Here is a 26,336-nt window from a genome sequence, read left to right as displayed (position 1 = left end):
GAGACCTATGGATAAGCGATTCTTCAACCTGTATTCCCATGATTTCGCGCGCGTGGCCGTCGCCAGCCCGCGTTGCAAGGTTGCCGACCCGGCGTTCAATGCGCAGGAAACGATCCGCCTTGCGCGTGAAGTCGCCGAGAATGGCGCCGTGCTGGCCGCGTTCCCCGAACTGGGGCTGTCGGCCTACACGTGCGACGACCTGTTCCACCAGCGCGCGCTGCTCGACGCCGTGCTGGACGCGCTGGCCGAGGTGGTCGCCGCGTCGAGCACTCTGCCGCTGGCCCTCGTCGTCGGCGCGCCGCTGCGCGTCAACCACGTGCTGTTCAACTGTGCCGTGGTCGTCGCGGGTGGCCGCATCCTGGGTGTGGTCCCGAAAAGCTACCTGCCCAATTATGGCGAATTTTATGAAAGTCGGCAGTTCAGTCCCGCGGACAACGCGGCCGTCGACCGGATCACCTTGCTGGGCCAGGACGTGCCGTTCGGTCCCGAACAGATCTTCGAGCTCGAGAATCAACCGCTGTTCCGCTTCCATGTCGAGATCTGCGAAGACGTGTGGGTGCCGGTCCCGCCGTCCTCGTACGCCGCGCTGGCCGGCGCGACGGTGCTGGTGAACCTGTCGGCGTCGAACGTCGTCGTCGGGAAGAGCGGCTACCGGCACCAGCTCGTGTCGCAGCAGTCGGCGCGCTGCCTGGCCGCGTACCTGTACACATCGGCGGGCCGCGGCGAATCGACGACGGACATGGCGTGGGACGGCCAGTCGCTGATCTACGAAAAGGGCGACAAGCTGGCCGAGTCGGGGCGCTTCCTGGCCGATTCGCACATCATCTTCGGCGACGTCGACCTGGAACGCCTGTCGGTCGACCGCATGCACACGACGACGTTCGCGCAATCGGTGCGCCGCCACGCGCATGAGGTCGAAAAATTCCGCGTACAGAAATTCGCCGTGCCGCTGCCAGTCGACCGGGACCTGCCGCTGGCCCGCCTCGTCGAGCGCTTCCCGTACGTGCCGGCCGACGGCCGCCGCCGCGACGAGCGCTGCACGGAGGTCTACAACATCCAGGTGCAGGCGCTCGTGCAGCGGCTGCAGTCGTCCGGGCACGAGAAGGTCGTCATCGGTATTTCCGGTGGCCTGGATTCGACACACGCGCTGCTCGTCTGCGCCAAGGCGCTGGACAAGCTGGGGCTTCCCCGCACGAACATCCTCGCGTACACGATGCCCGGCTTCGCGACGAGCGAACGCACGCTGCGCCAGGCGCGCGAACTGATGCGCGTCGTGGGCTGCACGGCGCACGAGATCGACATCCGCCCCAGCTGCATCCAGATGCTGAAGGACCTCGGCCACCCGTATGCGGAAGGCGCGGAACAGTACGACGTCACGTTCGAGAACGTGCAGGCGGGCGAGCGCACCAGTCACCTGTTCCGTCTCGCGAACCACCATCATGCGATCGTGATCGGCACGGGCGATTTGTCCGAGCTGGCGCTGGGCTGGTGCACGTATGGCGTGGGCGACCACATGTCGCACTACAACGTCAACGCGAGCGTGCCCAAGACGCTCATTTCCCACCTCGTGCGCTGGGTCGCCGATACGAAGCAGATCGGCGACACGGGCTCCGACGTCCTGATCAACGTGCTGGAGACGGAGATCTCGCCGGAGCTGGTCCCGGGTAAGGTGGGGGAGGCGAACAAGCCGGCGCAGGTGACGGAAGACTTCATCGGTCCGTACGAGCTGCAGGATTTCAACCTGTACTACACGCTGCGCTACGGCTTCGGCCCGGCGAAGGTCGCGTTCCTGTCGTGGAGCGCGTGGCAGGATCGCGCGGCCGGTCCGTGGCCGGAAGGCGGCAGCCCGGCGCGCAACCAGTACGACCTCGCCGCGATCAAGAAAAACCTCGGCATCTTCCTGTGGCGCTTCTTCAAGACGAGCCAGTTCAAGCGCTCGTGCGTGCCGAACGGGCCGAAGGTCGGCAACGGCGGCTCGCTGTCCCCGCGCGGCGACTGGCGCGCGCCGAGCGACTCGGAAGCAACCGTGTGGATGGACCAGCTGGCGAGGATTCCGGACTGACCGGGCACCATGCGATAATCCCGGGAAATTTTTAGGAGATAAACATGAAACAGATTACCTGCGTGATCAAGCCGTTCAAACTGGACGAAGTGCGCGAGGCGCTGGCCGAAGTGAACGTCACCGGCCTGACCGTCACGGAAGTGAAGGGCTTCGGCCGCCAGAAAGGCCACACGGAACTGTACCGCGGCGCCGAATACGTGGTCGACTTCCTGCCCAAGGTGAAGATCGAAGTGGTGGTCGACGATGCGCTGACCGAGCAGGTCGTGGATGCGATCATCAAGGCCGCGCGTACCGGCAAGATCGGCGACGGCAAGATCTTCGTGCAGGAAGTGGAGCAGGTGATTCGTATCCGTACGGGCGAGACGGGGCCGGACGCCGTATAACGTCGTCCCCGCGAAGGCGGGGACCCATACTGAAGCTCCGGCAATCGATACAGTCATGCAGCGTTGGGCGTATTCTGAGGCTCAGCATGGATTCCCGCCTGCGCGGGAAGGACGCACTAGGGTCTGTCTGACTGAGTGAACGAAATTTTGTTTGGTTGGTCAGATGGCGATGAGCCGAACTGATCTAACTGAACAGCAATGGCGGCAGCTGGAGCCACATTTGCCGCCCAATCCACGTCACGGTCATGCGTATGTCGGGCATCGACATGTGATCAACGGGATCTTGTGGCGATTGCGAACTGGCGCGCCCTGGCGCGACATTCCGCCTCGCTACGGTCCCTGGCAGACCTGCTACGACAGGTTTGTGCGCTGGTCGCGCAACGGTACATGGCACCGCCTTCTCAAGATCATGCAAGCGGCAGCGGATGCGTTTGGCCGCATCGACTGGGATGGCGCTGCGCTTGACGCGACCCATGTGAAGGCGCAACGAAGTGCGGCCGGCGCCCGGAAGACGCTTCCTTCGTCAGAAAAAAGGGGGATGTAACTGACGAGTGGCTGGGACATTCGCGTGGTGGCCTCACCAGCAAAATCCATCTCTGCGTAGACGGGCATGGCTTGCCTTTATCTTTCGTAGTCACAGCCGGGCAATGCAGCGACGCGGCGAACATCGGCACCGTCCTTGATGCCATCTCCGTGCCCCGATCGGGACGAGGGCGTCCGCGCAAACGCCCGACGTGCCTACGTGTCGACCGGGCATATGGCGCGCGTCATTATCGGCGAGAGATCCAGCAGCGGGGAATTCGCTGCGTTTGCCCGGAACGACTCGATGCACAGAAAAACCGGCTGCGCAAAGGGCGTCGGGGCGGATCGCCACCGCGCTTCGACGCTGAAGCGTACAAGGGGCGTAACGTCGTCGAGCGCGCCATCAACCGATTAAAAGACTTCCGCGCCGTCGCAACGCGATACGATAAACGCGGCCATAACTTCTTCACCGCCGTGCTTGTGGCGACAATTGTTTTATGGCTGCTCTGAGGTCAGTCAGACACGCCCTAGCGCCCCACCCGCATATCGAACCTCCACGCCACCAGCCGGAACACGACGATGAACATCGCGCTGGACCACAGCGCGAAATCGTGCGGGAAGCCGTTCATCCCCAGCAGCAGGAACATCCAATTGCCGAGGAACGCGCAGATGGCGTAGGGCTTGCCGTCCCTGAACACCATCGGCACTTCGTTGCAGACGATGTCGCGCATCACGCCGCCGAAGATCCCCGTGATCACGCCCATCATCGAGGCGATGAACAGCGGCATGTGCGCGTCCAGCGCGGACGACACGCCCGCCACGGAAAACAGCCCCAGGCCGACCGCGTCGGCGATGACGATCAGCCGTTCCGACACGATCTGGCGCAGCGTGCGGATCAGCGGCGTCGCGACGAGGGCCAGCACGAAGATCAGGATCGCGTATTCCTGGTGGATCACCCAGAACAGCGGCCGTTTATCCAGCAGGATGTCGCGCAGGGTACCGCCGCCGAATGCGGCGATGAAGGCCACCGTGAACACCCCCACCACGTCCATGCGCTTTCTCCGCGCCTCGATGAATCCCGAGAACGCGCCCACCAGGATCGCAACGATTTCAATGACGGTGATGAGGTGCATGCGGGAGGAGAGGGCCCGGGCCGCGTCAGCTGGCGTTCGGTGCCAGCGGCAGGCGCACGGCGAAGATCACCTTGCCGCCCTCGTGGCGGTAGTCGATCTCGCCCTCGTGCTCGCGCACGATCTGCTGGGCGATGTACAGGCCGAGCCCCATGCCCGTGCGGTTGCGGGGATTGTTCAGCGAGCTGCGCTTGAACGGGTTGAACAGGGCGGCCTCGGTCTCCGCCGGGATCGGCGCGCCCGCGTTCGCGATTTCCAGCACGGCAAGGCCAAGACCGGGACCGTCCCGTGGCGCGAGGCGGATGGTAATCGGCTGGTTCGGTTCGCCGTGGTGGCGGGCGTTGGACAGCAGGTTCGAGATCACCTGGCCGAGCCGGCCGCCATCCGCCAGCACGAACGCCGGCCCGGCGGTGTGCAAATCGTAGACGATGGTCGGATAGGCGAGGCGCGCTTCCTCGACCATGTCGCAGGCGAGGGCCGCCAGGTCGACGGGCTGGAGGTCGATGCCGAGCGAGAGGCCGCGGTCGATGCGGCTCATGTCCAGCACCTGGCCGATCATGCGCTGCATGCGGTTGCTGGACGACTGGATGCGCTTGCCCAGCGTGCCCTTGTTGCCGACGCCGTCCGTGCGTTCGAGGACCATGCCGGCCATGTTGATCGAGTTGAGCGGATCGCGCAGGTCGTGGCCCAGCATGCCGACCCATTTGCCGAGCCGGGCCTGGATCGCGTCCGGCCACTCCTTCACGGACGTTCGGGTGACGGTGTCGTGCGGCTCGGCCGGCAGCGACGCGACGATGGCGTCCCCCAGCGCCTGGTCGACGCCGCGGCACACGACGCGCCCGTACTGGCAGGCGACGAGCGCCTGCGCATGCGTGGATTCGAGCAGGCCGTCGCCATGCTCGACGAGGGCTTCGAGCGGGTCTTCTTCCAGCAGCAGCGATTCGATGAGGCTCGTGCGCACCTTGGCCGCGTGCTCGACCAGTTCCGCGTCCTCGCGCGCCTCGATGCCTTGCACGGTCGAGGCGATCACCTGCGCGAGCACGTCGGCCGCCATCCGCACGGAGTAGGGCACGCGCTTCGGCGCCATGTGGTGGCACGCGATCAGGCCCCACAGGCGGCCGTGGATGACGATCGACACGCTCATCGACGCGCCCACGCCCATGTTCTGCAGATACTCCACGTGGATCGGCGACACGCTGCGCAGCACGGCGAAGCTCATGTCGAGCGGCGCGCCGCCTTCCGCGCCGAGCAGCGGCACGGCGTGGTAGCCGACGTCGGCGATCATGCGCAGGGTGTTCAGCACGTACAGGCGGCGCGCCTGCGGCGGGATGTCGCCGGCCGGGTAGCGCTGGCCGAGGTAGGGCACGAGGTCGTCACGGCGTGCCTCGGCCACCACATCGCCCGAATCGTCGCCGCGGAAGCGGTAGGCCATCACGCGGTCGAAGCCCGTGAATTCGCGGATCTGGCGCACGGTGGCCTCCAGCAGGCCGTCGATGCTGCGCTGGCGGCGCAGGCGGTCGATCGACGAGTGCGCCTTGATCGCGAACTGGGCCACTTCCGCCATGCTGGCCTCGCGCATCTCGAATTCGACGAGCACGCGCCGCATGTGCCCGTGCACGACGCAGTCGTATTCGCGCCCGCCGATGGACAGGGCCGCCACCGTGGCCGGCGCGTCGCCGTCCTCCATCGTGGCCAGGCATTCCTGGATGAGTTCAGTCACCGCCCCCGGCAGCCCGAGCGTGCCGAAGGGTTGTCCCAGCGCGGGTTCGTGGTCCATGACGGTGGCGATGTTGGTGCTCCAGCCTTCGACGCGCCCGGCGTCCGACAGGAAGAGCAGGGCGCCATGCGGCTGGATGAAGCCGGGGATATGGATCGGCTCGTCCGCACAATTGTGCAGGCCGACCCGCTGCGGCGCTGCCATCGGTACCGGGCTACTGGACTTCACTCGCTCATCCTTATGCTGGCAGCACCACCTCGGCACTACGTCGTATGCATCTTACCCGTTTCGTCAAATCGGCGCGTATTTCTGACAATAAAACATGCCAATATGGCCATGGTTTAACGGATTTATTCTACGACTTGACAGTGGGAAAGAGTACTTCAATCCAGCAGTGCGGGGCGCAGGAGGACGATCAATGCGCCATTGCCCCCGTCGGCCCGGTTCGCGACGCAGAACGCGACCACGTCGTCCGTCTGCACGAGCCAGCTGTGGACCATGCCGCGCAGGACCGGTTCGCCGCCGGCCGAACCATAGCCCACGCCGTGGATGATGCGCACGCAGCGGATGCCGCGCCGGGTGGATTTGCGGAGATAGGCGTCGACGTGGCGGCGCGCCAGGTCGCGTGTGAGGCCGTGCAGGTCCAGCTCGTCCTCGACGGGCCAGTGGCGCTTGCGCAGCTTTTTCACCACGTCCGGGCCGACGCCCGGCGCCGACCAGCTGAGGGACGGATCTTCGTCGAGGAGGCCGTCCACGTCGAACTGGTCGGACAGCATCGACTCGCGCAGCACGGCGGCCGTTTCTTCTTCCAGGGTGCGGGGACGCGTGGGCAGGGGCTGGCCGCGCGTTTCGAATTCGTGCATCGGGCGCCACACGTAGCGGTCCGACTCGGGCATCTTGACGACGTCCGTGACGGCCGTGCGGAATTCGACGGCGTGCTCGCGCGCGATGCGCTCGCGCTTTTCCCGCTCGGCCTTTTCGATGGCGCGCAGCCTTTCGTCTTCCTTGAGCTTGTCGCGCAGGGATTTCAGTTCAGCGAAGTCCTTCATCGCCATAAAACCTCATCTAGATTCGCCGGGTTGCCCCGGCAACCCGGCGTTACTCCAGGGCTTCCAGGTAACGCTGGGCATCCAGCGCGGCCATGCAGCCCGAACCCGACGACGTGATCGCCTGGCGGTACACGTGGTCCTGCACGTCGCCGGCCGCGAACACGCCCGGGACGTTGGTCGCGGTGGCCATGCCTTCGCTGCCGCCGCGGGTCTTGATATAGCCGTTGTGCATGTCGATCTGGCCTTCGAAGATGCCCGTGTTCGGCTTGTGGCCGATCGCCACGAACAGGCCGTGCACCTTGAGCTCCTTGGTCGAACCGCCGTCCGTCGATTTCAGCTGCAGGCCGGTCACGCCGCTCTGGTCGCCCTTGACCTCGTCCAGCGTCTGGTTCAGTTCCAACACGATCTTGCCTTCTGCGACCTTGGCCATGAGGCGGTCGACCAGGATCGGCTCGGCGCGGAACTTGTCGCGGCGGTGGATCAGCGTGACCTTCGTCGCGATGTTCGACAGGTACAGCGCTTCCTCGACCGCGGTGTTGCCGCCGCCGATCACCGCCACTTCCTGGTTGCGGTAGAAGAAGCCGTCGCAGGTGGCGCAGGCGGACACGCCCTTGCCCATGAATTCCTGTTCGCTGGGCAGGCCGAGGTATTGCGCGGAGGCGCCGGTCGCGATGATCAGCGCGTCGCACGTGAACTCGTGCGAGTCGCCTACCAGCCGGATCGGCTTCTCGTTCAGGTAGGTCGTGTGGATATGGTCGAACACGATCTCGGTATTGAAGCGCTCGGCGTGCTGCAGCAGGCGCTGCATCAGTTCCGGACCTTGCACGCCCAGCGGGTCGCCCGGCCAGTTCTCGACGTCGGTCGTCGTCATCAGTTGACCACCCTGCTCGACACCGGTCACCAGCATCGGACTGAGATTGGCGCGCGCGGCGTACACGGCAGCGCTGTAACCGGCGGGGCCGGAACCGAGGATCAGGACTTTGGCATGTTTGCGAGTGGTCATGTGTGAACTTCTTCTATTGGATGATGCCCGGAAAGTGGGGCCGGGCAGTGCGGGAATCAAGAGGCGTCGAACCCGCGATTATAGTCGATGATGCAAACAAGCATGAATCGTGGGGCCATCGCGGCGCTATATCGCTTAGAATGGTCATCTTTGGGGAATTGTTACCCGGCAGTACCGTTTCACACCGCAATGAGCAAGAATAGTCCATCGACGAGCACGACCTATACTCACAAGCCGCGACCGCCCCGCCAGCCGCTGCCGAACCGGCTCGTGCGCCTGTTGTCGGAGGCGCGGTGGCTGGCCACGGCCGTCGCGCTGTTGTATTTCGTCCTCATTTTGCTCAGCTATAACAAGGCCGATCCGGGCTGGTCGCACGAGAACGCCGTCGCCCACGTCGCCAACCTGGGCGGCCGTGCCGGCGCCTGGCTGGCCGACTTATTGTTATTCATCTTCGGCTTTTCCGCCTGGTGGCTGTGCGTCTGCTTTACGCGCGCCGTGTGGAAGGGCTATCGGCGGCTGCACACCCGGTTCATCGTCCAGGAAGCGGAACAGGAGCCCGAGCACCAGGGCGAGACCCTGATCCGCTGGATCGGCTTCGTGCTGATGTTCGCCGGCAGTGTGGGATTGGAATACCTGCGCATGTGGTCGCTGAAAGTCGAGCTGCCGCGCGCGGCCGGCGGCGTGCTGGGCCAGCTGATCGGCCATTCCGCCCACACCGCATTCGGTTTCACGGGCGCGACCTTGCTCCTGCTGCTGCTCTTCGGCCTCGGTTTTTCCTGGTATTTCCAGGTGTCGTGGCTCGCGGTGGCCGAGCGCATCGGCGAATCCGTCGAGACGACCTGGGACTGGTTCCGCCTGCGCTACGAAGACCGCGAAGACCGCCGCTACGGCGAAGTGGCCGCGAACAAGCGCGATGAAGTCGTCGTGCACGAGCGCGCCAAGTACGTGGAAAAACACGCCGGTTCGCCGGTCCGCATCGAAACGCCGCGCGACGACGACTTCGACGAGGCACAGGACGCCGCGCCGCCGGCGCCGGGCTTCCTCGCGAAGATGAAGGCGAAGGTGAAGGCGCGCGGCGAAGCGAAGCTGGCACGCGCCCGCGCCGAGCCGCAGATCGACGATGCGGAGGCGCCAGCACAGGTGGCCATGGAACCGTCGTTCGACGAGCCGGACGAGGCGCCGCGCGCACCCGCGCCCGTAAAGGCGCCGCTGCCGCCGGCATCCGCGCCCAACCCGTCGCCGATCAAGATCGAACCGGCGATGACGAGCGTGCCGCGCTCGGAACGCGCCGAAAAGGAGCGCCAGTCGCACCTGTTCGAGGTCCACGGCGACAGCACGCTGCCGCCGCTGGCGCTGCTGGACGAGGCGCCGCCCGTCCAGGAATCCGTCGCCGTCGACACGCTGGAATTCACGAGCCGCCTGATCGAGAAGAAGCTGTCCGACTTTGGCGTCGAGGCGAAGGTCGTGGCCGCGTATCCGGGCCCGGTCGTCACCCGCTACGAAATCGAGCCGGCGACGGGCGTGAAGGGCAGCCAGATCGTCAACCTGGCGCGCGACCTGGCGCGTTCGCTGTCGCTGACGTCGATCCGCGTCGTCGAGACGATCCCCGGCAAGAACTACATGGCGCTCGAGCTGCCGAATCCGAAGCGCCAGATCGTGCGCCTGACGGAAATCCTCGGCTCGAAAGTCTATGGCGACAGCGCGTCGAGCCTCACGGTCGCGCTGGGCAAGGATATCGCCGGCAAGCCGGTCGTCGCCGACCTCGCGAAGATGCCGCACCTGCTGGTGGCGGGTACGACCGGTTCCGGTAAATCCGTCGGCATCAACGCGACGATCCTGTCGCTGCTCTATAAAGCCGATCCGGCCGACGTGCGCCTGATCCTGATCGACCCGAAGATGCTGGAGATGTCGGTGTACGAGGGTATTCCGCACCTGCTGGCGCCGGTCGTCACGGACATGCGCCAGGCCGGCCACGCCCTGAACTGGGCCGTGAACGAGATGGAGCGGCGCTATAAACTGATGTCGAAGCTGGGCGTGCGCAACCTGGCCGGCTACAACGGCAAGATCCTTGACGCGGCCAAGCGCGAGGAACACATCCCGAATCCGTTCTCGCTGACGCCGGACGCGCCGGAACCGCTGGATAAACTGCCGACGATCGTCATCATCATCGACGAGCTGGCCGACTTGATGATGGTGGTCGGCAAGAAGGTCGAGGAGCTGATTGCCCGTATCGCCCAGAAGGCGCGCGCGGCCGGCATCCACCTGATCCTCGCGACGCAGCGTCCGTCCGTGGACGTCATCACGGGCCTGATCAAGGCGAACATCCCGACGCGTATCGCGTTCCAGGTGTCGTCCAAGATCGACTCGCGCACGATTCTCGACCAGATGGGCGCGGAAACGCTGCTGGGCATGGGCGACATGCTGTACATGCCGCCGGGCACGGGCCTGCCGATCCGCGTGCACGGCGCGTTCGTGTCGGACGACGAAGTGCATCGAGTTGTAAAACATCTCCAGTCCACGGGCGAACCGAATTACATTGAGGGCATCCTCGAAGGCGGCGTGGCTGAGGATGGCGGCGGCGGTGCCGACGGCGCGCCGGCCGGCGAAGGCGGCGGCGAGTCCGACGCGATGTACGACCAGGCCGTGGCCGTGGTGCTGAAGAACCGCCGGGCGTCGATCTCGCTGGTGCAGCGCCACCTGCGTATCGGCTACAACCGCGCCGCACGCCTGCTCGAGCAGATGGAGCAAAGCGGCATCGTGTCGCCGATGCAGTCGAACGGCAACCGGGACATCCTGGTGCCTGCAACGAACGCCGAGTGACGTCACGCAAACGTCCGCGTTCAGCCAGCGTGTGAACGGCCGCGTCGCCAGCATATAAAAAAAGGAAACCGATAAGTGAACATCAAGCTGAAGACTACTCTGATGGCGGCAACCCTGCTGATCGCCGGCGTGGCCCACGCCACGGCGCTGGACCAATTCAAGACCTTCGTGTCGGGTACGAAATCCGCACGCGGCGAATTCACCCAGACGCAGGTCATGAAGACCAAGACCGGCAAGACGTCCAGCGGCACCTTCGTGTTCGCGCGCCCCGGCAAATTCATCTGGACGTACCGGAAGCCGTACGAGCAACTGCTGCAGGCCGACGGCGAGACGCTGTACCTGTACGACAAGGACCTGAACCAGGTCACGACGCGCAAGCTGGGCGGCGCGCTGGGCAGCTCGCCGGCCGCGATCCTGTTCGGCAGCAATGACCTGGACAAGAATTTCACCTTGGCCGAAGCGGGCACGCACGACGGCCTGGAATGGCTGAACGCGACGCCGAAATCGAAGGACACGACGTTCGAACAGATCGGCATCGGCCTCAAGGACGGCTTCCCGCAGGCGATGGAGTTGAAGGACAACTTCGGCCAGACCGTGCTGCTGAAATTCACGAACGTCCAGCGCAACCCGGCGCTCGGCGCGCAAACGTTCAAGTTCGACGTGCCGAAAGGCGCGGAGGTCGTCAATCAGTAGACCCCGTGCAGTAAGCCACTTGCGCTTTCAACGCGCCGGCCATACATAGGCAGGATGAACTATAACAACGCAGCCCATGGATGACCTTTTCAAGACCGAACCCGCCGCCCCGCTGGCGGAAAGCCTGCGCCCGAAGACGATCGCCGAGGTGATCGGCCAGAGCCATTTGCTGGGCGAGGGCAAGCCGCTGAACCTCGTGTTCAAGTCGGGCCGGCCGCATTCGATGATCCTGTGGGGCCCGCCGGGCGTCGGCAAGACCACGCTGGCGCGCCTCACGGCGAACGCGTTCGACTGCGAATTCATCGCGCTGTCCGCGGTGCTGTCGGGCGTGAAGGACATCCGCGCCGCCATCGAGCAGGCCGAGCACTACCTGGCGTCCGGCCACCACACGATCCTGTTCATCGACGAGATCCACCGCTTCAACAAGTCGCAGCAGGACGCGCTGCTGCCGTTCGTGGAGTCGGGCCTCGTCACGCTGATCGGCGCGACGACGGAAAACCCGTCGTTCGAAGTCAACTCGGCACTGCTGTCGCGCTCGCAGGTGTACGTGCTGAAGGCGCTGAACGACGACGAGATGCGCCAGTTGCTGGAACGCGCGCGCCAGCAGGGCGGCCTGGCGCACCTGCAGTTCGACGACGTCGCCGTGCAGACGCTGATCGGCTACGCGGACGGCGACGCCCGCCGCTTCCTGAACCTGCTGGAGCAGACGAAGACATCGGCGGAGACCGCGCAGACGATTCACATCACGCGCGAATTCGTGGAAAACGCGCTGACCCTGAACGCGCGCCGCTTCGACAAGGGCGGCGACAATTTCTACGACCAGATCTCCGCGCTGCATAAATCCGTGCGCGGCTCGCATCCGGACGCCGCGCTGTACTGGCTGTGCCGCATGCTGGACGGCGGCGCCGATCCGAAATACCTGGGACGGCGCATCGTCCGCATGGCGTGGGAAGATATCGGCATCGCCGACCCGCGCGCCATCCAGCTCGCGAACGATGCGGTCGAGACCTACGAGCGCCTCGGGTCGCCGGAGGGCGAACTGGCGCTGGGCCAGGCCGTCATCTACCTCGCCATCGCCGCCAAGAGCAATGCCGGCTACAACGCGTTCAATGCCGCGATGGCGTTCGTGCGCAAGGACAAATCGCGCGAAGTGCCCGTCCACCTGCGCAACGCGCCGACCAAGCTCATGAAGGAACTGGGCTATGGCCACGAATACCGCTACGCGCACGACGAGCCGCATGCGTACGCGGCCGGCGAAACTTATTTGCCGGACGGCATGCCGGAGCCGGGCTGGTACCAGCCGGTGCCGCGCGGGATCGAGGCGAAGATCGCGGAAAAGCTGGCGTGGCTGCGCAGCCTGGACGACGACGCCCGCACTGACTGACTACAACCCGCGGCGCGGCTGGCTGTCCGTGCCGCCTTCGTCGCGCGCGCCGCGGCGGCGCAGCACCGTCAACTGGCCGTCCGGCTCCAGCCAGGCGCGGCGGACCTGGGCGACGTCCTCGACTTCGTGCTCGTGCAGCATCGCCCGCAATTCCTCGTCGCTGATCAGCTCGCGGCGCAGCGCGGCGTCCTGCTTGACGCCATCCTTGATGATGCAGATCGGCGGCGCCAGCGCGAAGCGGCGGAAGCGGGGAAAGCGGTAACTCAGCCAGTTCAGGCCGTAGCTCCAGCCGATGATGGTGCCGATCAGCAGGAAACCGTCGACGATGGAGAGGTAGTCGCCGGCCATGGCGTTCTGGGCGGCGTCGGCGATGATCACCAGCACGAGCAGGTCGGACAGGCCCAGCGCCCCGGCGTCGCGCCGCACGACGAAGCGGAACAGGCAGAACAGGAAAAGATAGGTCAGCGTGCCGCGCACGAACAGTTCCAGCGGCGGCAAGCTGAACGTAAACAGCGATTCCCAGTCGACATCCATGGACGGCCTCCTGGCCATTGGACTGTCGTGCATGCCCAAAAGATCGGCGCGCGGATGAGGACATGCGCCGCCTACGACTTGGTACAATTGCGGTTTCGATATCCCACCCTGCGACAATCCCGACAATGATAGACATTCAACTCCTCCGCAAAGACATCGACAACGTCGCCGCACGCCTCGCGAGCCGCAAGTACCAGCTCGACGTCGCCGGCTTCAGCGCCCTCGAAGCCGAGCGCAAGGCGATCCAGACGCGCACCGAGGAATTGCAGGGCAAGCGCAACTCGCTGTCCAAGCAGATCGGCATGCTGAAAGGCAAGGGCGAGGACACGAGCGCCGTGATGGCGGAAGTGGCCGGCATCGGCGACGAGCTGAAGGCCAACGAAACCGCGCTCGCCCAGGTGCAGGACCAGCTGGCGCACTTCATGGCCGCGATCCCGAACCTGCCGCACCCGTCGACGCCGGTGGGCCAGGACGAGTCGGGCAACGTGGAAGTCCGCAAGGTGGGCACGCCGCGCGCCTTCGATTTCGAAGTGAAGGACCACGTCGACGTCGGCAGCCCGCTGGGCCTCGATTTCGACACCGCGACCAAGCTGACGGGCTCGCGCTTCGCCGTGATGAAAGGCGGCATCGCCCGCCTGCACCGCGCGCTGGCGCAATACATGCTGGACACGCACACGGGCCAGCACGGCTACACCGAGTGCTACACCCCGTACATGGTCAACGCCGATTCGCTGCGCGGCACGGGCCAGCTGCCGAAGTTCGAGGAAGACCTGTTCGCGGTGAAAAAGGGCGGCGCGGAAGGCGAGGGCGAGAATTTCTACCTGATCCCGACGTCGGAAGTGTCGCTGACCAACATGGTGCGCGACGAGATCGTCGCGCTTGACACCCTGCCGATCAAGATGACGGCGCACACCCCGTGCTTCCGCTCGGAAGCGGGCAGCTACGGCCGTGACACCCGCGGCATGATCCGCCAGCACCAGTTCGACAAGGTCGAGCTCGTGCAGATCGCGCATCCGGAACAGTCGTACGACGCGCTGGAAGAGATGGTGGGCCAGGCCGAGACGATCCTGAAGAACCTGGGGCTGCCGTACCGCGTGATGCAACTGTGCACGGGCGACATGGGCTTTTCGGCCGCGAAGACCTATGACCTGGAAGTGTGGCTGCCGGCGCAGAACACGTACCGCGAGATCTCGTCGCTGTCGAACTGCGAAGAATTCCAGGCCCGCCGCATGCAGGCCCGCTTCCGCAACGCCAAGGGCAAGCCGGAACTGCTGCACACGCTGAACGGTTCGGGCCTGGCCGTGGGCCGCACGCTCGTCGCCGTGCTGGAGAATTACCAGCAGGCGGATGGCAGCGTCGTGATTCCGGAGGTGCTGCGCCCGTACATGGGCGGGCTGGAGCGACTGGCACCGGCGGCGTGATCAAATAGCCCTTCCGTTTTCGCGTGAGGCCGTCTATAATGCGGCCTCACGCGAATACAAGCGACCGGTTACCAGGAGAGGTGGCAGAGTGGTCGAATGTACCTGACTCGAAATCAGGCGTACGGGTGACCGTACCGTGGGTTCGAATCCCACCCTCTCCGCCAGAACAAACAAGGCCCCACCGGGGCCTTTTTTGTTTTGGCGGAGAGAGCAGGGCGCCTGCGCGCCCTGCGCGGTGGGATTCGAAGGGCTGGCCTTGCAAGGCCAGCCCTCTCCGAATCGCCCATCTGCCGTCCGCCTTGCGGACGGCCCCGCGCGCCGAGGGCGCGCGCTGCAAAGCGGGCAAAGCCCACAAAGCCCGCGCCGCTAACACAGCCTCCAAAAATCCTTCAACAATCTGCATATTGTTAGCATTTTCCCGCCAATAGCTATCCTCAAGGCATAAGATTTTTCTACCCTGCAGGTTTATTAGAAATACCTGGGGGAGATCCATGAAAGCCTTGTCCACGCTGTCCGCCGCATTGCTCGCGGCATTGCTCGCCGGTTGCGGCGGCGGCGGCGGTTCCGCATCGCCGGCGACCGCACCGGTTGCCGTGACGCCCACACCGGCGCCTGCACCGGCGCCGACGCCGACGCCGACGCCGACGCCGACGCCCACGCCGACACCCACGCCGACACCCACGCCCGCACCGACCGCAGGCACCTACCCGAGCTACAACACGAATCCCATCCCGGCCGACATGTCGGGCATGTCGCACGACGCCCAGCAGATCGCGGCATCGATCCGTATCGGTTTCAACATCGGCAATACGATGGAAGCCATCGGCGGCGAAACGGCCTGGGGCAATCCGCTGATCACGAACGAACTCATCCAGACCGTCAAGAAAGCCGGCTTCAACGCGATCCGCCTGCCCGTGGCGTGGGACCAGTACGCGGACCAGAAGACGGGCCAGATCAGCGCCACCTGGCTCGCCCGAGTGAAACAGGTTGTTCAGTATTGTGTCGACAACGATATGTACGTTCTGGTCAACATCCACTGGGACGGCGGCTGGCTGGAAAAGAACATCACACCCGACAAGAAGGATGCCGTGAATGCCAAGCAGAAGGCATACTGGGAACAGATCGCGACCACGCTGCGCGATTTCGACGACCACGTGATGTTCGCCAGCGCCAACGAACCGGCGACGGGCAACGAGCAGAATACCGACGTGCCGACGCTGAAAACGGCAGTCGCCGTCCTGCAGAGCTATCACCAGACCTTCGTCGACGCCGTGCGCTCCACCGGCGGCCGCAACGCCTACCGCGTGCTGGTCGTGCAGGCCCCGGAGACCAACATCGACCTGCTGGTGAAATACATGCCGACGCTGCCGGCCGACAAGGTCGCCGGCCGGATGATGGCCGAGATCCACTTCTACGCGCCGTTCAATTTCGCGCTGATGAACAAGGATGAATCCTGGGGCAAGCAGGCCTATTACTGGGGCGCGGGCAACCACTCGACGACGGATACCGACCGCAATCCGACGTGGGGCGAGGAAGACTACGTCGATGCCCAGTTCGCGAGCCTGAAGACGGCGTTCGTCGACAAGGGCATTCCGGTCCTGCTCGGCGAATTCGCTGCCCAGCGTCGCACGAACCTGACGGGCGACTCGCTGGCGCTGCACCTCAAGTCGCGCAACTACTACCACACCTACGTCGTCAAGAAGGCCCGCGCCAACGGCGTGCTGCCGTTCTTCTGGGACGTCGGGGCACCGGACGACCAGTCGGGCAGCATCTTCGACCGCCGCACGTACCAGGTGCGCGGCCAGGCGACACTGGATGCGTTGATGGCGGGCCTCGCTCCCTGATTGCGCTAGACTGGCGGTCATGAAAACCGCCATCTTCAGTGCCCGTCCGTACGACAAATCGATGCTGTCGGACGCCAACCGGGAAGCCGGCCACGACCTGCGCTTCCTGGAAGACCGCCTGACGCCGTCGACGGCCGCACTCGCGACAGGCTGCGCGGCCGTCTGCGTCTTCGTCAACGACGCGGTCGACGCAGAGGTCCTCGCGCTGCTCGCCCGGCAGGGCACGCGGCTGGTGGCGACGCGCTCCACCGGCTACAACCACATCGACGTCGCCGCGGCGGAACGGCTCGGCATCGCCGTCGTGCGTGTGACGGACTATTCGCCGCACTCGGTGGCGGAATTCGCGGTGGGCCTGCTGCTGGCCGTCAACCGCAAGATCGCCCGCGCGAGCGCCCGCACGCGCGACGGCAACTTCGACCTGCACGGCCTGATGGGCTTCGACCTGCACGGCAAGATCGTGGGCGTGATCGGCACGGGCAAGATCGGCACGATCTTCGCCCGCATCATGACCGGCTTCGGCTGCACGGTGGTCGGCCACGACCGCTACCCGTCGCCCGCCTTCGAGGCGCTGGGCGGGCGCTACGCCACCATCGACGAACTGCTCGACTGCAGCGACGTCGTCTCGCTGCACTGCCCGCTGACGGAAGAGACACGCCACATCGTGAACGCGGCATCGCTGGCGCGGGCGAAGCGGGGCAGCATCCTCGTCAACACGAGCCGCGGCGGGCTGGTCGACACGGAGGCCGCGATTGCCGCGCTGAAGACGGGGCAGCTGGGCGGTCTCGCGATCGACGTGTACGAGCAGGAAGCGAGCCTGTTCTTCCAGGATCTGTCGTCGACGATCATCACCGACGACGTCATCCAGCGGCTGGTGTCGTTTCCGAATGTGATCGTCACCGGGCACCAGGCGTTTTTCACGGTGGAAGCCATCGGACAGATCATGCGGACGACCATCGAGAGTTTGACGGCGTTCGAGCTGGGGACGGAGTTGGTGAACCGCGTCCCGCTCGGCTGAGCGCCTGCTCTTCCGCCAAAAGAAAAAGGCTCCCGATGGGAGCCTTTTCTTTGAATCCTGGCGGAGAGGGTGGGATTCGAACCCACGGTACGGTCACCCGTACGCCTGATTTCGAGTCAGGTACATTCGACCACTCTGCCACCTCTCCTGGTAACTTTTATCATGCGGTCGTTTCGCGTGAGGCCGAATTATAGACGGTGGGTAAGAGAATCGCAAGCGTCGCCTCTGTGTCTTGTTAGCGCAAAGTAGTAATGTCCCCTAGCATTCGTCGTAGGGGAGGATGGGATAGTGATAATGATGACGGCCAAGGATGTGTTGCGCAGCCAGGTGATGGCCAAGTACTGGAGGGGAAGCTGGATTAGGCGAGCGCGGCGGGAAGGCTGGGCATCAGCGTCCGGCAAGTCAAGCGGCTGAAGCGGCGGATGCTGGACGGGGGAACCGAAGGCTTGTTGAGCCGGAAGCGCGGCAAGCCGCTGGAACGCGCCCAGCTCGACCGGTTCTTCGCGACGTACCCGCACGTGCGCGAGCGCTGGATCGCACTCGATGCGGTCGTGTTTGCCGAATTCATGCGCGCGCGGCTGCACGTCCTCGAACGCCTGGCGCATGCCCACATGATGCGCCTGTCCGGCGGCGCGCCGGTATCGCGGGTCGTCGTGCAATCGAGCCACACGGTCACGTTCGACGCGGCGTTCTTCGACGCGCCCCGCGCGGCGGACCAGTGGGACAAGCTGGCTCATGCCCTGCTCACGCCCGAATTCGGCCGCTCCGGTGGCCGTGCTGGACGTCGTCGATGCCGGCTTTCCGAGTGGGTTCGTCGACGGCATCGTCGACGGCCGCGGCCGCGGCCGCATCGCGAGTCCCGTGATCCGCCGCTGGCTGATGGATGACGCGCCCGTCTATTTCGACGAGGCCGCGCGCGCCGCATTCGTCGAGCCGGAGGATGCCGCGTGGCTCGCGTCGTTCCGCCGGCACGGCATGCGCAACATGATGGCCCACGGCGTCAAGGACCTGCACGGCGGCGCGACCCGTTACTTTTGCTTCGCGGGCGTGCCGGACGGCGGGGAAGAAAAGATGCGGCTGCCGCAGCTCATCGTGCCGCACCTGCACACGGCGCTGCGCACGCACTACCGCCTCAAGGTCCGCGCGCGGGACGTCGAGCTGTCGTCCCGCGAGCGCGAAGTCCTGCAGCTGGTCTGCGTCGGCAAGACCAACGAGGCCATTGGCTCCATCCTCGGCATCAGCCCGTGGACGGTCAAGGTCCATGTGCGCAACTTCATGGCCAAGCTGAACGTCTCGACGCGCGGGCATGCGGCGGCGATGGCGATGAAGAACGGCCTTGTGAGCATCTAACTTTTGATCCGTCGTCTCCGCGGAGGCGGGGACCCAAGTTCTGCGTGCATCGCGATAACACGTGCATATTGGGCCCCCGCCTGCGCGGGGGCGACGTGTGAGGCTATCTAACTCAGTTCACGAAGCCGACCGCGCACGATGCCGGCCAGCGTCTGCACCGCAAACACGGCGATGACGAGCATCGCGATGCCGAGGATGAGCAGTGCAATGCCATCCATCACCGGGCTGTCTACCACCGCCGCGTAGCGCAGCGCGGTCACGGCCGAGGCGGCGAGCGGGAAGCTGGCGGCCCACCACGCGACGCGGAACGGCGAGCAGGCCGGCAGGTGCACGAGGCGCGCCAGCAGCACCGGCAGCAGGAACAGCATGATCATGACGAGTCCCTGGGCGAACGCGTCGACGCGGCCGAACGTCGTCGTGTACGCCGAATAGCCCACCGCGAACGGCGCCAGCAGGATCAGCAGCGACGGCTGCAGCGCGGGCGGCAGCGGGTCTTCCGTGATGAGGCGCGACAGCAGCATCGCCAGCAGCGGCAGCGCGAAGAACAGGCCGACGGCGAGGCCGAACACCATCACGCCATGCAGGCCGTCCCAGCGCAGCACGGGCGCGGCCAGCGGGATGTCGAGCATGCCGACGACCGGCACGATCCACGCCGGCGCCACCTGGGCCGGCGTATGGCGCACGGACAGCCAGCGGGTGACGATGGCCCACGCGAACACGGTCATCCCGACGGCGCCCAGCACCCACGCGAGGCGGGCCAGGCCCAGGCTGACGTCGGCCAGCAGGAACGGCAGCAACAGGAGGCTGATGAGGGGCGTGCCGAACAGATTGCCGCCGACCGGATGGGAGAACTCGGCGCGTACCGTGGACCATCCGGCGGCGGCCTTGATGCCGTAGGCGATGGCCAGCACGGCGAAGGTGCCGATGGCGAGGGCGCCGATGGCCTGGCCGATCGCTGCCGGCACGCCGAACGCCTGGTGCGCGAGGCGCCAGGCGACGGCCAGGCCCGTGAGGCCCATGACGGCGCCGAACAGGCCGACGGGCAAATAGGCCAGGGTGGTCGGAACGGCCGGCGCGGCGGCGGCAGCGGGGCGTGCGGCTTGCATGGTATGCCTCCTCGTGATCGTGCTGAGGAGGTCATTCTGGAGGCGCGGCGCGCGTGCGGCCATGCCCGGATGCGGCAGCGTTTTGCCCGATCGTCTCGATTTGAGCCGGACCACAGAAAATTCCGGGACGACGTCCGAATGAAAAGGAAACTGCGCGAGCTGCGCGGCAATACGGCATTTTCGTGGCAGCGACATCCCTACACTTGTACTCATCCACTGTCATCAACCGGTCACCCACCAGCAGGAGACAAACCAATGAAGTACAAGCCGAAATTCATCAGCTTCGATTGCTACGGAACGCTCATCGACTTCGACATGGGGCCCACTGCACGGCGGCTGTTCGAAGACCGGGTTCCGCCCGGCCGGATGCCGGCGTTCCTGGACAGTTTTCGCTACTACCGCCTGGATGAAGTATTGGGCGAGTGGAAACCGTTCTTCGACGTAATCGCCAATTCGGTGCAGCGGGCGTGCAGGACGCACGGCGTCGAATACCGGGACTCGGACGCGGCCATGTTGTACGCGGCCGTGCCGACCTGGCAACCGCATCCGCATGTCGTCGAGACGCTGCAGGCGATCGCGCCGCACGTCCCGCTCGTGATCCTGTCGAACTCGATGGTCGACCTGATTCCGCATAGCGTCGCCCATCTCGAGGCGCCGTTCCATGCCGTGTACACGGCCGAGGAAGCGCGCGCCTACAAGCCGCGGGCACAGATATTCGAATACATGTTCGATCGACTCGGCTGCGGGCCGGACCAGATGATGCACGTCTCGTCGAGCTTCCGCTACGACCTCATGACGGCGGCCGACCTGGGATTCATGGCGAAAGCGTTCATCGATCGCGGCCACGAACCCGCTTGCGACGGCTACGGCGTCGACCGGCTGACCGATATCCGTCAGCTTCCGGGCCTGCTGGGGCTCGACCTCCTGCCCCAGGCCGGCGCGGCGAAACGGGTGGCATGATGGCCGGGAACCCTCCGCACGCGGAAGCGGCGTTGAGCACGACGGCGCCCAGCCTTCCACCGAACGACGTGGGGCGCCTGGTCCGCCGTCTGTATGGTATCGAGGGCGCCGTCACGCCGCTGGCGGGCGAACGCGACCAGAATTGCCGCATCGAGACGGCCGACGGCACGCGTTACGTCGTCAAGATCGGCAATCCGTCGGAGCCGGTGCCGGTCGTCGATTTCCAGATCGCCGCGCTCGAGCACATCGCCCGCGCGTCGGCCCGGCTGCCGGTGCCGCGCGTCGTGCGGACGCTGGACGGCCAGGCGCGCGCCGCGACGGTCTTGCCCGACGGGCGCCGGTGCACCGTGCGGATGCTGAGTTATCTCGACGGCATCCAGATCCGCGAAACGCCCCGGACCGCGGCGCAGCGCCGGGCGATGGGGACGCTGCTCGCGCGGCTGGACCAGGCGCTGCACGGCTTCGCGCATCCCGCCGCGACGCACGACCTGCTGTGGAACGTGGCGGCGGCGCACCGCCTGGTCGACAAGCTCGGCGGCATCATGGACGCCCCCCGCCGCGCACTCGCCGAGGCGTTCATGAGACGCTTCATCGACCATGTCCTGCCGCGTCTCGGTTCGGTCAGGGCGCAGGTGATCCACAACGACTATCACTTCTACAACGTGCTGGTCGCACCCGGCGATCACGAACGCATCGTGGGCATCATCGACTTCGGCGACATGCTGCACGCGCCGCTGGTCGGCGAGGTCGCCACGGCGGCGGCCTTCCACATGACGGGCAACGCCGATCCGTTCGAGGGGTCGGCGCAGTTCGTCGGCGCCTATCACGCGGCGCTGCCGCTTGCCGCCGTCGAGCAGGAGATCGTGGCCGACCTGATGGCGACCCGCCACCTCATCACGGTGTTGATCTCCGAATGGCGCGCCGCGCGCTACCCCGAGAACCGCGCCTACATCATGCGCCACAACCCGGCGGCATGGGAGGCGCTGACCCAGATGGCCGACATGTCGCGCAACGAGGCACGCGACCGATTACTGACCGAAGCACGAAAAGGAACCGCCAATGAACAGCACCACTGACTTCAATATGGTGAACGCCTACATCCCCGGCCGCGCCGACGTGGGACCGCTCACTGCGGCGATGATCGAACGGCGCGATGCGCTGCTTGGCCCGGCCTACCGGCTAATGTACGAACGCCCGCTGCACATCGTGCGGGGCGAAGGCGTGTGGCTGATCGATCCGGACGGCCGCCGTTATCTCGACGTATACAACAACGTTGCCTCGCTCGGGCATTGCCACCCGGCGGTGACCGAGGCGATCTGCGCGCAGGCGCGCACCCTCGCGACGAACACCCGCTACCTGCACGACACGATCCTCGAACTGGCCGAGCGCCTGCTGGCGACCGTACCCGAGACGAAGCTTGCGCATCTCATGTTGACCTGCACCGGCAGCGAGGCGAACGATCTCGCCTATCGCATCGCCCAGGTCCGTACTGGCGGCACGGGGGTGATCGTGACGGAGACGGCGTATCACGGCTTCACCGACGCCGTGTCGAAATTCTCGCCGTCGCTCGGCACGACGGTCGATCTGGGGGGGCATGTCCGCCTGGTGCCGGCACCGCGCCTGTATCATGCCGGGGACGCCGACCTGGCCGAACGCTTTACCCGCGACGTCGAGGCGGCCATCGCCGACCTGCGCCGCCACGGCATCAAACCGGCGGCGCTGGTCGTCGATTCCATGTTCACGAGCGACGGCATCCTTCCGGATCCGGCCGGCTTCCTGCAGGGCGCGGTCGACGCGATCAAGCGGGCCGGCGGCCTGTTCATCGCGGACGAGGTCCAGCCCGGTTTTGGCCGGACGGGCGAACATATGTGGGGCTTCCAGCGTCACGGCGTCGTCCCCGACATCGTCACGCTCGGCAAGCCGATGGGCAACGGACAACCTGTCGCAGGTCTGCTCGCGACCGCCGATGCGCTGGCGGAGTTCGGACAGAACTCGCGCTACTTCAACACGTTCGGGGGCAATACGGTATCGTGCGCGGCGGCGCTGGCGGTGCTGGACACGATCGAGCGCGAAGATCTCGTACGGCACGCCGCCAGGGTCGGCAAGATCCTGCGCGATGGCGTCGCCGAGCTGGCGAAACGCCACGAGGCCATCGGCGACGTGCGTGGCGCGGGCATGTTCGTCGGCGTCGAACTCGTGACGGACCGCGCATCGCGCGCGCCGGCTCGCGAGCTCACCACGCGGGTCGTGAACCGGATGCGCGACAACGGTGTCTTGCTCAGCGCCTGCGCGATGGGGCACAATGTGCTCAAGATCCGGCCGCCGCTCGTCCTCTCGGCGGAACAGGCCGGCATGGTGATCGACGTGATCGACGAGGCGCTGGGCACGGCGCAATCCGCGCTACGAAGCTGACCGTCATGCATTCCACAGTGTCCCTCGACCAGTTCGACATCAAGATCCTCGTGCACCTCCAGCGTGCGGGACGCTGTTCGAACGTCGATCTGGCCGCGGCCGTCGGCCTCAGCGAGAGTCCATGCCTGGCGCGTACGAAGCGGCTCCAGGAAACCGGCGTGATCCGCGGCTACGGCGCCGATGTCGCGCTGGAGAAGCTGGGCAATCACCTCATCGTGTTTTGCGAGGTCACCATCGGCAATCACCGGCTGAGCGACTTCGCCAGGTTCGAGGCGGGGGCCGGCAGGTACCCGGAGATCGTCGAATGCTACAACGTCAGCGGCGGTTACGACTACCTGCTGAAAATCGTGGTGCCCGGCATGGGGCATTTTCACGCGCTCATGGAACGGCTGCGGGACGACGATATCGGGATCGAAAAGTTCGTGAGCCGGATCGTATTGCGCCAGCCGCTCGGCCAACGCGGGTACCCGGTGAGCCTCCTCGTCACCGGAACGCCGGGCTGGGAGTGACGTGCGGCGTCAACCGCGCTTGACGGCGTGCAGCCACACGGCCGCGATGCGCTCCACCTGTTCGTAGCCTTCGCAGCCCAGCTGGCCGCCGAAGACGTCCGGGTCGAGTTCCTCGTACGACCAGCCGTCCGTGTCGGCATCGAGGCGGTCGCGGATGGCGGCGAGGAACGGATCGGCGCCGTCGACGATGGCCACGCCCGTGTACAGCAGCAGGCTGCCGCCGGGATGCAGCCGGTCCAGCGCCGCGTGCACGATGCGGATCGACAGTTCGGCGCCGTGCGTGCCCCCGCCGTGGCGGTACGTCAGCTCGTCCGGATCGAGGATGTACGGCGGGTTCGACATGATGAGGTCGAAGCCGCCTTCGATGCCGTCCAGCAGGTCGCTGTGGCAGGGCACGACGTTGTGCGCCCCGTTCAGGCCCGCGTTGACTTCCGCGAGCGCCAGCGCGGCCGGGTTGATGTCGGCCGCGTAGACGGTGGCGTCGGGACAGCGCAGCGCCAGTTCGATCGCGCCCGGGCCGGCGCCGGCCCCGATGTCGACGGCGCGCCGCACCGCGCGGCGCAAGCCCCCGTGCGCACCGAGGACGCGCTTGAGGGCGCTCGTGTAACGGTAGGTGTCGGGACCGAAGAACACGGCGTCCTCGTCGGAAGTGGGCCAGGCCGAGTGGAAGTACAGGTGGTCGCCGATGGTCGAGGCGCGCACGCCGGCACGCCAGCCGTCCGCGCCCTCCGCAACCGCCAGGCCGGCCGCGCGCAGCTGGCCGGCCATGGGCTCGGGCAGCACGCCGGCGCGCCAGGGCCGGCTCCAGCCGAACACGCCGCGCAGGTCGAGGGCCCAGGCATTTTCCGGGCGATTGTTGACCCGGCGGTGCGTGGCGGGGGTGACGGTCACGAAACGGTAGCCGGTGGCCTGTAGACTGCGGCCGAGCGCGGCCAGCGCGTCGTGGTGGGCGAAGGTGGGGGTCATGCGCGCAAGCATGCGCGTTGCCTGTGCCCGCGTCCGTACGGGAGCGCACGGAGACGTGGACAGGCCGTCATGCACGCCGGGTCTGCCATATGGCATGATGCGGCTTATGTGAAAGTTCGAACAGATGCGGCCGCGCGCCGTATGCACAATGGACGGACTGATGCAGGAAGCGTGGCCCTACAGACGAGGATGACCATGAAGACGACGCCGGACGTAACCATTCGCGAGCGACTGGAGCGTGAGGTCCAGCGGGAACGCCACGAACGCCTGCTGCACGACGAAGAGCGCGCCGGCCTGGCGGTGGACGACGAGTTCCGCCTCAAGGATGCGCGCGAAAACATGGGGTCGGTGAAGATCAGGCGTGCCAAGGAGCGCTGACGGTCCTCCGGCTCGACAACAAGCAAGGAGAACATCATGCGTTGGGAAGGCGACAGGCAGAGCGACAACATCGAGGACCGCCGCGGCGGTGGGGGCGGCGGCGGATTCGGCATCGGCGGCGGGACCGTCGGCATCGGCACGATCGTCGTGGCACTGATCGGCTCGTGGTTCTTCGGCGTGTCGCCGTCCACGATCCTGAGCCTGCTGTCGGGCGGCTCCCCGGCCCAGGTCCAGCAGGCGCCGGCGCATCCGCCCGCGAACGACCGCGAGACGCAGTTCGTGCGCACCGTGCTCGGCTACACCGAAGACACGTGGTCGCAGATCTTCCGCGCCAACGGCGCGACGTATTCGCCGCCGCATCTCGTGCTGTACTCGGGCCGCACGCCGACCGGCGGTTGCGGCACGGGCCAGTCCGCCGTCGGGCCGTTCTATTGCCCGGCCGATCGCAAGGTCTACATCGACCTGACGTTTTTCCGCATGATGCAGCAACGCTTCAAGGTGGGCGGCGAATTCACGCAGGCGTACGTGATCGCGCACGAGGTCGGCCACCACGTACAGAACCTGCTGGGCATCTCGGGCAAGGTCGACAGCGCGCGCCAGCACCTGTCGGAACGGGAGGCCAACGCGGCGTCCGTGCGGCTGGAACTGCAGGCCGACTGCTTCGCGGGCGTGTGGGCCTACCACACGAACCAGGCCAAGCAGATCATCGAACAGGGCGACGTCGAATCCGCGCTGAACGCGGCGAGCGCCATCGGCGACGACGCGCTGCAGCGCCAGTCGCGCGGCGAGGTCGTGCCGGATTCGTTCACGCACGGCACGTCGGCCCAGCGCGTGCGCTGGTTCAAGCGCGGCCTGGAGACGGGCTCCGTCGAGCAGTGCAATACGTTCGAGGCGCGCCAGCTCTGACCCGCCTCCGCCTCCGGACAACGGCCGCCGCGTGCGGCCGTTTTCGTTCGTAAAATCAATAAATTTCCTTTTAAAAACAAAGCACTACGAAGCCTCGAAAAAAGCGTTCCGAAACCCCTGTTCGTTTCCGTGCGCCTATCGCCTTCCTTAGCGTTTTGACATACCTTGTTGT

The 26,336-nt window shown here is 65.9% G+C and carries 23 protein-coding genes, 2 tRNA genes and 2 pseudogenes; 19 read left to right on the top strand and 8 right to left on the bottom strand.

What is annotated here, in order from left to right; genetic code table 11:
- The first annotated feature begins 7 nt into the window (after positions 1-7).
- The 3 genes from ACL58G_RS25985 to ACL58G_RS25975 all read left to right on the top strand — a co-directional run bounded on the left by ACL58G_RS25985 (position 8) and on the right by ACL58G_RS25975 (position 3,477).
- Complete coding sequence (locus ACL58G_RS25985; protein ID WP_440963645.1) at positions 8-2,062, top strand: NAD(+) synthase; 2,055 nt, start codon at positions 8-10, stop codon at positions 2,060-2,062.
- Positions 2,063-2,106: 44 nt separating this feature from the next.
- On the top strand, positions 2,107-2,445 hold the full coding sequence (locus tag ACL58G_RS25980) for a P-II family nitrogen regulator (protein ID WP_036236923.1): 339 nt from the start codon (positions 2,107-2,109) through the stop codon (positions 2,443-2,445).
- 169 nt (positions 2,446-2,614) lie between these two features.
- A protein-coding gene (locus ACL58G_RS25975; RefSeq protein WP_440968122.1) for an IS5 family transposase occupies positions 2,615-3,477 on the top strand; the annotation gives its coding sequence in 2 pieces (ribosomal slippage) (positions 2,615-2,957 and positions 2,957-3,477; 864 coding nt in all).
- A gap of 17 nt (positions 3,478-3,494) precedes the next feature.
- Here the strand turns inward: ACL58G_RS25975 and ACL58G_RS25970 are convergent.
- From ACL58G_RS25970 to trxB, 4 genes are all read right to left on the bottom strand, one after another.
- On the bottom strand, positions 3,495-4,100 hold the full coding sequence (locus ACL58G_RS25970; protein WP_413387617.1) for a trimeric intracellular cation channel family protein: 606 nt from the start codon (positions 4,098-4,100) through the stop codon (positions 3,495-3,497).
- Between the two features lie 25 nt (positions 4,101-4,125).
- A complete protein-coding gene (locus ACL58G_RS25965) occupies positions 4,126-6,018 on the bottom strand; it encodes an ATP-binding protein (protein WP_440968120.1) in 1,893 nt (630 codons plus the stop codon).
- 179 nt (positions 6,019-6,197) lie between these two features.
- The gene (locus ACL58G_RS25960; RefSeq protein ID WP_413387620.1) at positions 6,198-6,863 is read right to left on the bottom strand and encodes a Smr/MutS family protein; all 666 of its coding nucleotides are present in this window, start codon (positions 6,861-6,863) and stop codon (positions 6,198-6,200) included.
- Positions 6,864-6,912: 49 nt separating this feature from the next.
- Positions 6,913-7,866 carry a thioredoxin-disulfide reductase gene (gene trxB / locus ACL58G_RS25955; protein ID WP_413345516.1) on the bottom strand — a complete coding sequence of 318 codons (954 nt, stop codon included), beginning with the start codon at positions 7,864-7,866 and terminating at the stop codon, positions 6,913-6,915.
- An 87-nt stretch (positions 7,867-7,953) separates the two neighbouring features.
- Here trxB and ACL58G_RS25950 point away from each other — a divergent pair.
- The 4 genes and pseudogenes from ACL58G_RS25950 to ACL58G_RS25935 form a co-directional block, all read left to right on the top strand.
- Positions 7,954-8,676 (top strand): annotated as a pseudogene (locus tag ACL58G_RS25950) (DNA translocase FtsK 4TM domain-containing protein); the annotation flags it as partial.
- A gap of 465 nt (positions 8,677-9,141) precedes the next feature.
- Positions 9,142-10,686: pseudogene (locus tag ACL58G_RS25945) on the top strand (DNA translocase FtsK); the annotation flags it as partial.
- Positions 10,687-10,788: 102 nt separating this feature from the next.
- Complete coding sequence (gene lolA / locus ACL58G_RS25940) at positions 10,789-11,379, top strand: outer membrane lipoprotein chaperone LolA (protein WP_413389085.1); 591 nt, start codon at positions 10,789-10,791, stop codon at positions 11,377-11,379.
- A gap of 76 nt (positions 11,380-11,455) precedes the next feature.
- Positions 11,456-12,763 carry a replication-associated recombination protein A gene (locus ACL58G_RS25935; RefSeq protein WP_413387621.1) on the top strand — a complete coding sequence of 436 codons (1,308 nt, stop codon included), beginning with the start codon at positions 11,456-11,458 and terminating at the stop codon, positions 12,761-12,763.
- Here ACL58G_RS25935 and ACL58G_RS25930 read toward each other — a convergent pair whose 3' ends face one another.
- Complete coding sequence (locus ACL58G_RS25930; RefSeq protein ID WP_413387622.1) at positions 12,764-13,297, bottom strand: DUF421 domain-containing protein; 534 nt, start codon at positions 13,295-13,297, stop codon at positions 12,764-12,766.
- Positions 13,298-13,422: 125 nt separating this feature from the next.
- Here ACL58G_RS25930 and serS point away from each other — a divergent pair, with 125 nt between their 5' ends.
- From serS to ACL58G_RS25910, 4 genes are all read left to right on the top strand, one after another.
- Positions 13,423-14,718 (top strand): serine--tRNA ligase, encoded by a 1,296-nt coding sequence (gene serS, locus ACL58G_RS25925; protein WP_440963644.1) that lies wholly within the window; start codon positions 13,423-13,425, stop codon positions 14,716-14,718.
- A gap of 74 nt (positions 14,719-14,792) precedes the next feature.
- A tRNA-Ser gene (locus tag ACL58G_RS25920) sits at positions 14,793-14,882 on the top strand.
- A 327-nt stretch (positions 14,883-15,209) separates the two neighbouring features.
- The gene (locus ACL58G_RS25915; RefSeq protein WP_440963643.1) at positions 15,210-16,562 is read left to right on the top strand and encodes a glycoside hydrolase family 5 protein; all 1,353 of its coding nucleotides are present in this window, start codon (positions 15,210-15,212) and stop codon (positions 16,560-16,562) included.
- Positions 16,563-16,581: 19 nt separating this feature from the next.
- Positions 16,582-17,577 carry a 2-hydroxyacid dehydrogenase gene (locus ACL58G_RS25910; RefSeq protein ID WP_440963642.1) on the top strand — a complete coding sequence of 332 codons (996 nt, stop codon included), beginning with the start codon at positions 16,582-16,584 and terminating at the stop codon, positions 17,575-17,577.
- Positions 17,578-17,635: 58 nt separating this feature from the next.
- On the opposite strand, the gene ACL58G_RS25905 is transcribed toward ACL58G_RS25910, so the two are convergent.
- Positions 17,636-17,725: transfer RNA gene (locus tag ACL58G_RS25905), tRNA-Ser, on the bottom strand.
- A gap of 301 nt (positions 17,726-18,026) precedes the next feature.
- Between ACL58G_RS25905 and ACL58G_RS25900 the strand changes: the two genes are divergently transcribed.
- Both ACL58G_RS25900 and ACL58G_RS25895 read left to right on the top strand, forming a co-directional pair.
- On the top strand, positions 18,027-18,464 hold the full coding sequence (locus ACL58G_RS25900; protein ID WP_440963641.1) for a hypothetical protein: 438 nt from the start codon (positions 18,027-18,029) through the stop codon (positions 18,462-18,464).
- Positions 18,346-18,927 carry a helix-turn-helix transcriptional regulator gene (locus ACL58G_RS25895; RefSeq protein ID WP_440963640.1) on the top strand — a complete coding sequence of 194 codons (582 nt, stop codon included), beginning with the start codon at positions 18,346-18,348 and terminating at the stop codon, positions 18,925-18,927. The genes ACL58G_RS25900 and ACL58G_RS25895 overlap by 119 nt, the downstream gene beginning before the upstream one ends.
- Before the next feature lie 107 nt (positions 18,928-19,034).
- Here the strand turns inward: ACL58G_RS25895 and ACL58G_RS25890 are convergent, their stop codons facing one another.
- Complete coding sequence (locus ACL58G_RS25890; protein WP_440963639.1) at positions 19,035-20,033, bottom strand: SLAC1 anion channel family protein; 999 nt, start codon at positions 20,031-20,033, stop codon at positions 19,035-19,037.
- 255 nt (positions 20,034-20,288) lie between these two features.
- Between ACL58G_RS25890 and ACL58G_RS25885 the strand changes: the two genes are divergently transcribed.
- The 4 genes from ACL58G_RS25885 to ACL58G_RS25870 are packed head-to-tail and all read left to right on the top strand — an operon-like array spanning position 20,289 to position 23,914.
- A complete protein-coding gene (locus tag ACL58G_RS25885; RefSeq protein WP_413340010.1) occupies positions 20,289-20,993 on the top strand; it encodes a haloacid dehalogenase type II in 705 nt (234 codons plus the stop codon).
- On the top strand, positions 20,990-22,069 hold the full coding sequence (locus tag ACL58G_RS25880; RefSeq protein WP_440963638.1) for a phosphotransferase: 1,080 nt from the start codon (positions 20,990-20,992) through the stop codon (positions 22,067-22,069). The genes ACL58G_RS25885 and ACL58G_RS25880 overlap by 4 nt, the downstream gene beginning before the upstream one ends.
- Positions 22,053-23,405: an aspartate aminotransferase family protein gene (locus ACL58G_RS25875; RefSeq protein ID WP_440963637.1), complete on the top strand. Its 1,353-nt coding sequence runs from the start codon at positions 22,053-22,055 to the stop codon at positions 23,403-23,405. The genes ACL58G_RS25880 and ACL58G_RS25875 overlap by 17 nt, the downstream gene beginning before the upstream one ends.
- Positions 23,406-23,410: 5 nt before the next feature.
- Positions 23,411-23,914 carry an Lrp/AsnC family transcriptional regulator gene (locus ACL58G_RS25870; RefSeq protein ID WP_440963636.1) on the top strand — a complete coding sequence of 168 codons (504 nt, stop codon included), beginning with the start codon at positions 23,411-23,413 and terminating at the stop codon, positions 23,912-23,914.
- 9 nt (positions 23,915-23,923) lie between these two features.
- Here the strand turns inward: ACL58G_RS25870 and ACL58G_RS25865 are convergent, their stop codons facing one another.
- Positions 23,924-24,880: a methyltransferase gene (locus tag ACL58G_RS25865; protein ID WP_440963635.1), complete on the bottom strand. Its 957-nt coding sequence runs from the start codon at positions 24,878-24,880 to the stop codon at positions 23,924-23,926.
- Positions 24,881-25,075: 195 nt separating this feature from the next.
- Between ACL58G_RS25865 and ACL58G_RS25860 the strand changes: the two genes are divergently transcribed.
- Both ACL58G_RS25860 and ypfJ read left to right on the top strand, forming a co-directional pair.
- Positions 25,076-25,258 (top strand): hypothetical protein, encoded by a 183-nt coding sequence (locus ACL58G_RS25860; RefSeq protein WP_413344471.1) that lies wholly within the window; start codon positions 25,076-25,078, stop codon positions 25,256-25,258.
- Positions 25,259-25,294: 36 nt separating this feature from the next.
- Positions 25,295-26,164, top strand: a complete 870-nt coding sequence (gene ypfJ, locus ACL58G_RS25855; RefSeq protein ID WP_413387627.1) for a KPN_02809 family neutral zinc metallopeptidase — start codon at positions 25,295-25,297, stop codon at positions 26,162-26,164.
- Positions 26,165-26,336 lie beyond the last annotated feature (172 nt).

It is taken from the genome of Massilia sp. GER05 (assembly GCF_052056005.1).
GTDB lineage: Bacteria > Pseudomonadota > Gammaproteobacteria > Burkholderiales > Burkholderiaceae_D > Telluria > Telluria orientalis.
This window is presented reverse-complemented; position numbering and strand designations above follow the sequence as displayed.

Coding starts and splice junctions, on each gene's coding strand:
- ACL58G_RS25980 (WP_036236923.1), top strand. CDS start 2,107: ATGAAACAGATTACCTGCGTGATCAAGCCGTTCAAACTGGACGAAGTG.
- ACL58G_RS25910 (WP_440963642.1), top strand. CDS start 16,582: ATGAAAACCGCCATCTTCAGTGCCCGTCCGTACGACAAATCGATGCTG.
- ACL58G_RS25880 (WP_440963638.1), top strand. CDS start 20,990: ATGATGGCCGGGAACCCTCCGCACGCGGAAGCGGCGTTGAGCACGACG.
- ACL58G_RS25985 (WP_440963645.1), top strand. CDS start 8: ATGGATAAGCGATTCTTCAACCTGTATTCCCATGATTTCGCGCGCGTG.
- trxB (WP_413345516.1), bottom strand. CDS start 7,866: ATGACCACTCGCAAACATGCCAAAGTCCTGATCCTCGGTTCCGGCCCC.
- ACL58G_RS25885 (WP_413340010.1), top strand. CDS start 20,289: ATGAAGTACAAGCCGAAATTCATCAGCTTCGATTGCTACGGAACGCTC.
- ACL58G_RS25875 (WP_440963637.1), top strand. CDS start 22,053: ATGAACAGCACCACTGACTTCAATATGGTGAACGCCTACATCCCCGGC.
- ACL58G_RS25870 (WP_440963636.1), top strand. CDS start 23,411: ATGCATTCCACAGTGTCCCTCGACCAGTTCGACATCAAGATCCTCGTG.
- ACL58G_RS25960 (WP_413387620.1), bottom strand. CDS start 6,863: ATGAAGGACTTCGCTGAACTGAAATCCCTGCGCGACAAGCTCAAGGAA.
- ACL58G_RS25970 (WP_413387617.1), bottom strand. CDS start 4,100: ATGCACCTCATCACCGTCATTGAAATCGTTGCGATCCTGGTGGGCGCG.
- ACL58G_RS25865 (WP_440963635.1), bottom strand. CDS start 24,880: ATGACCCCCACCTTCGCCCACCACGACGCGCTGGCCGCGCTCGGCCGC.
- ACL58G_RS25890 (WP_440963639.1), bottom strand. CDS start 20,033: ATGCAAGCCGCACGCCCCGCTGCCGCCGCCGCGCCGGCCGTTCCGACC.
- ACL58G_RS25965 (WP_440968120.1), bottom strand. CDS start 6,018: ATGGCAGCGCCGCAGCGGGTCGGCCTGCACAATTGTGCGGACGAGCCG.
- ypfJ (WP_413387627.1), top strand. CDS start 25,295: ATGCGTTGGGAAGGCGACAGGCAGAGCGACAACATCGAGGACCGCCGC.
- ACL58G_RS25935 (WP_413387621.1), top strand. CDS start 11,456: ATGGATGACCTTTTCAAGACCGAACCCGCCGCCCCGCTGGCGGAAAGC.
- lolA (WP_413389085.1), top strand. CDS start 10,789: ATGGCGGCAACCCTGCTGATCGCCGGCGTGGCCCACGCCACGGCGCTG.
- serS (WP_440963644.1), top strand. CDS start 13,423: ATGATAGACATTCAACTCCTCCGCAAAGACATCGACAACGTCGCCGCA.
- ACL58G_RS25860 (WP_413344471.1), top strand. CDS start 25,076: ATGAAGACGACGCCGGACGTAACCATTCGCGAGCGACTGGAGCGTGAG.
- ACL58G_RS25930 (WP_413387622.1), bottom strand. CDS start 13,297: ATGGATGTCGACTGGGAATCGCTGTTTACGTTCAGCTTGCCGCCGCTG.
- ACL58G_RS25915 (WP_440963643.1), top strand. CDS start 15,210: ATGAAAGCCTTGTCCACGCTGTCCGCCGCATTGCTCGCGGCATTGCTC.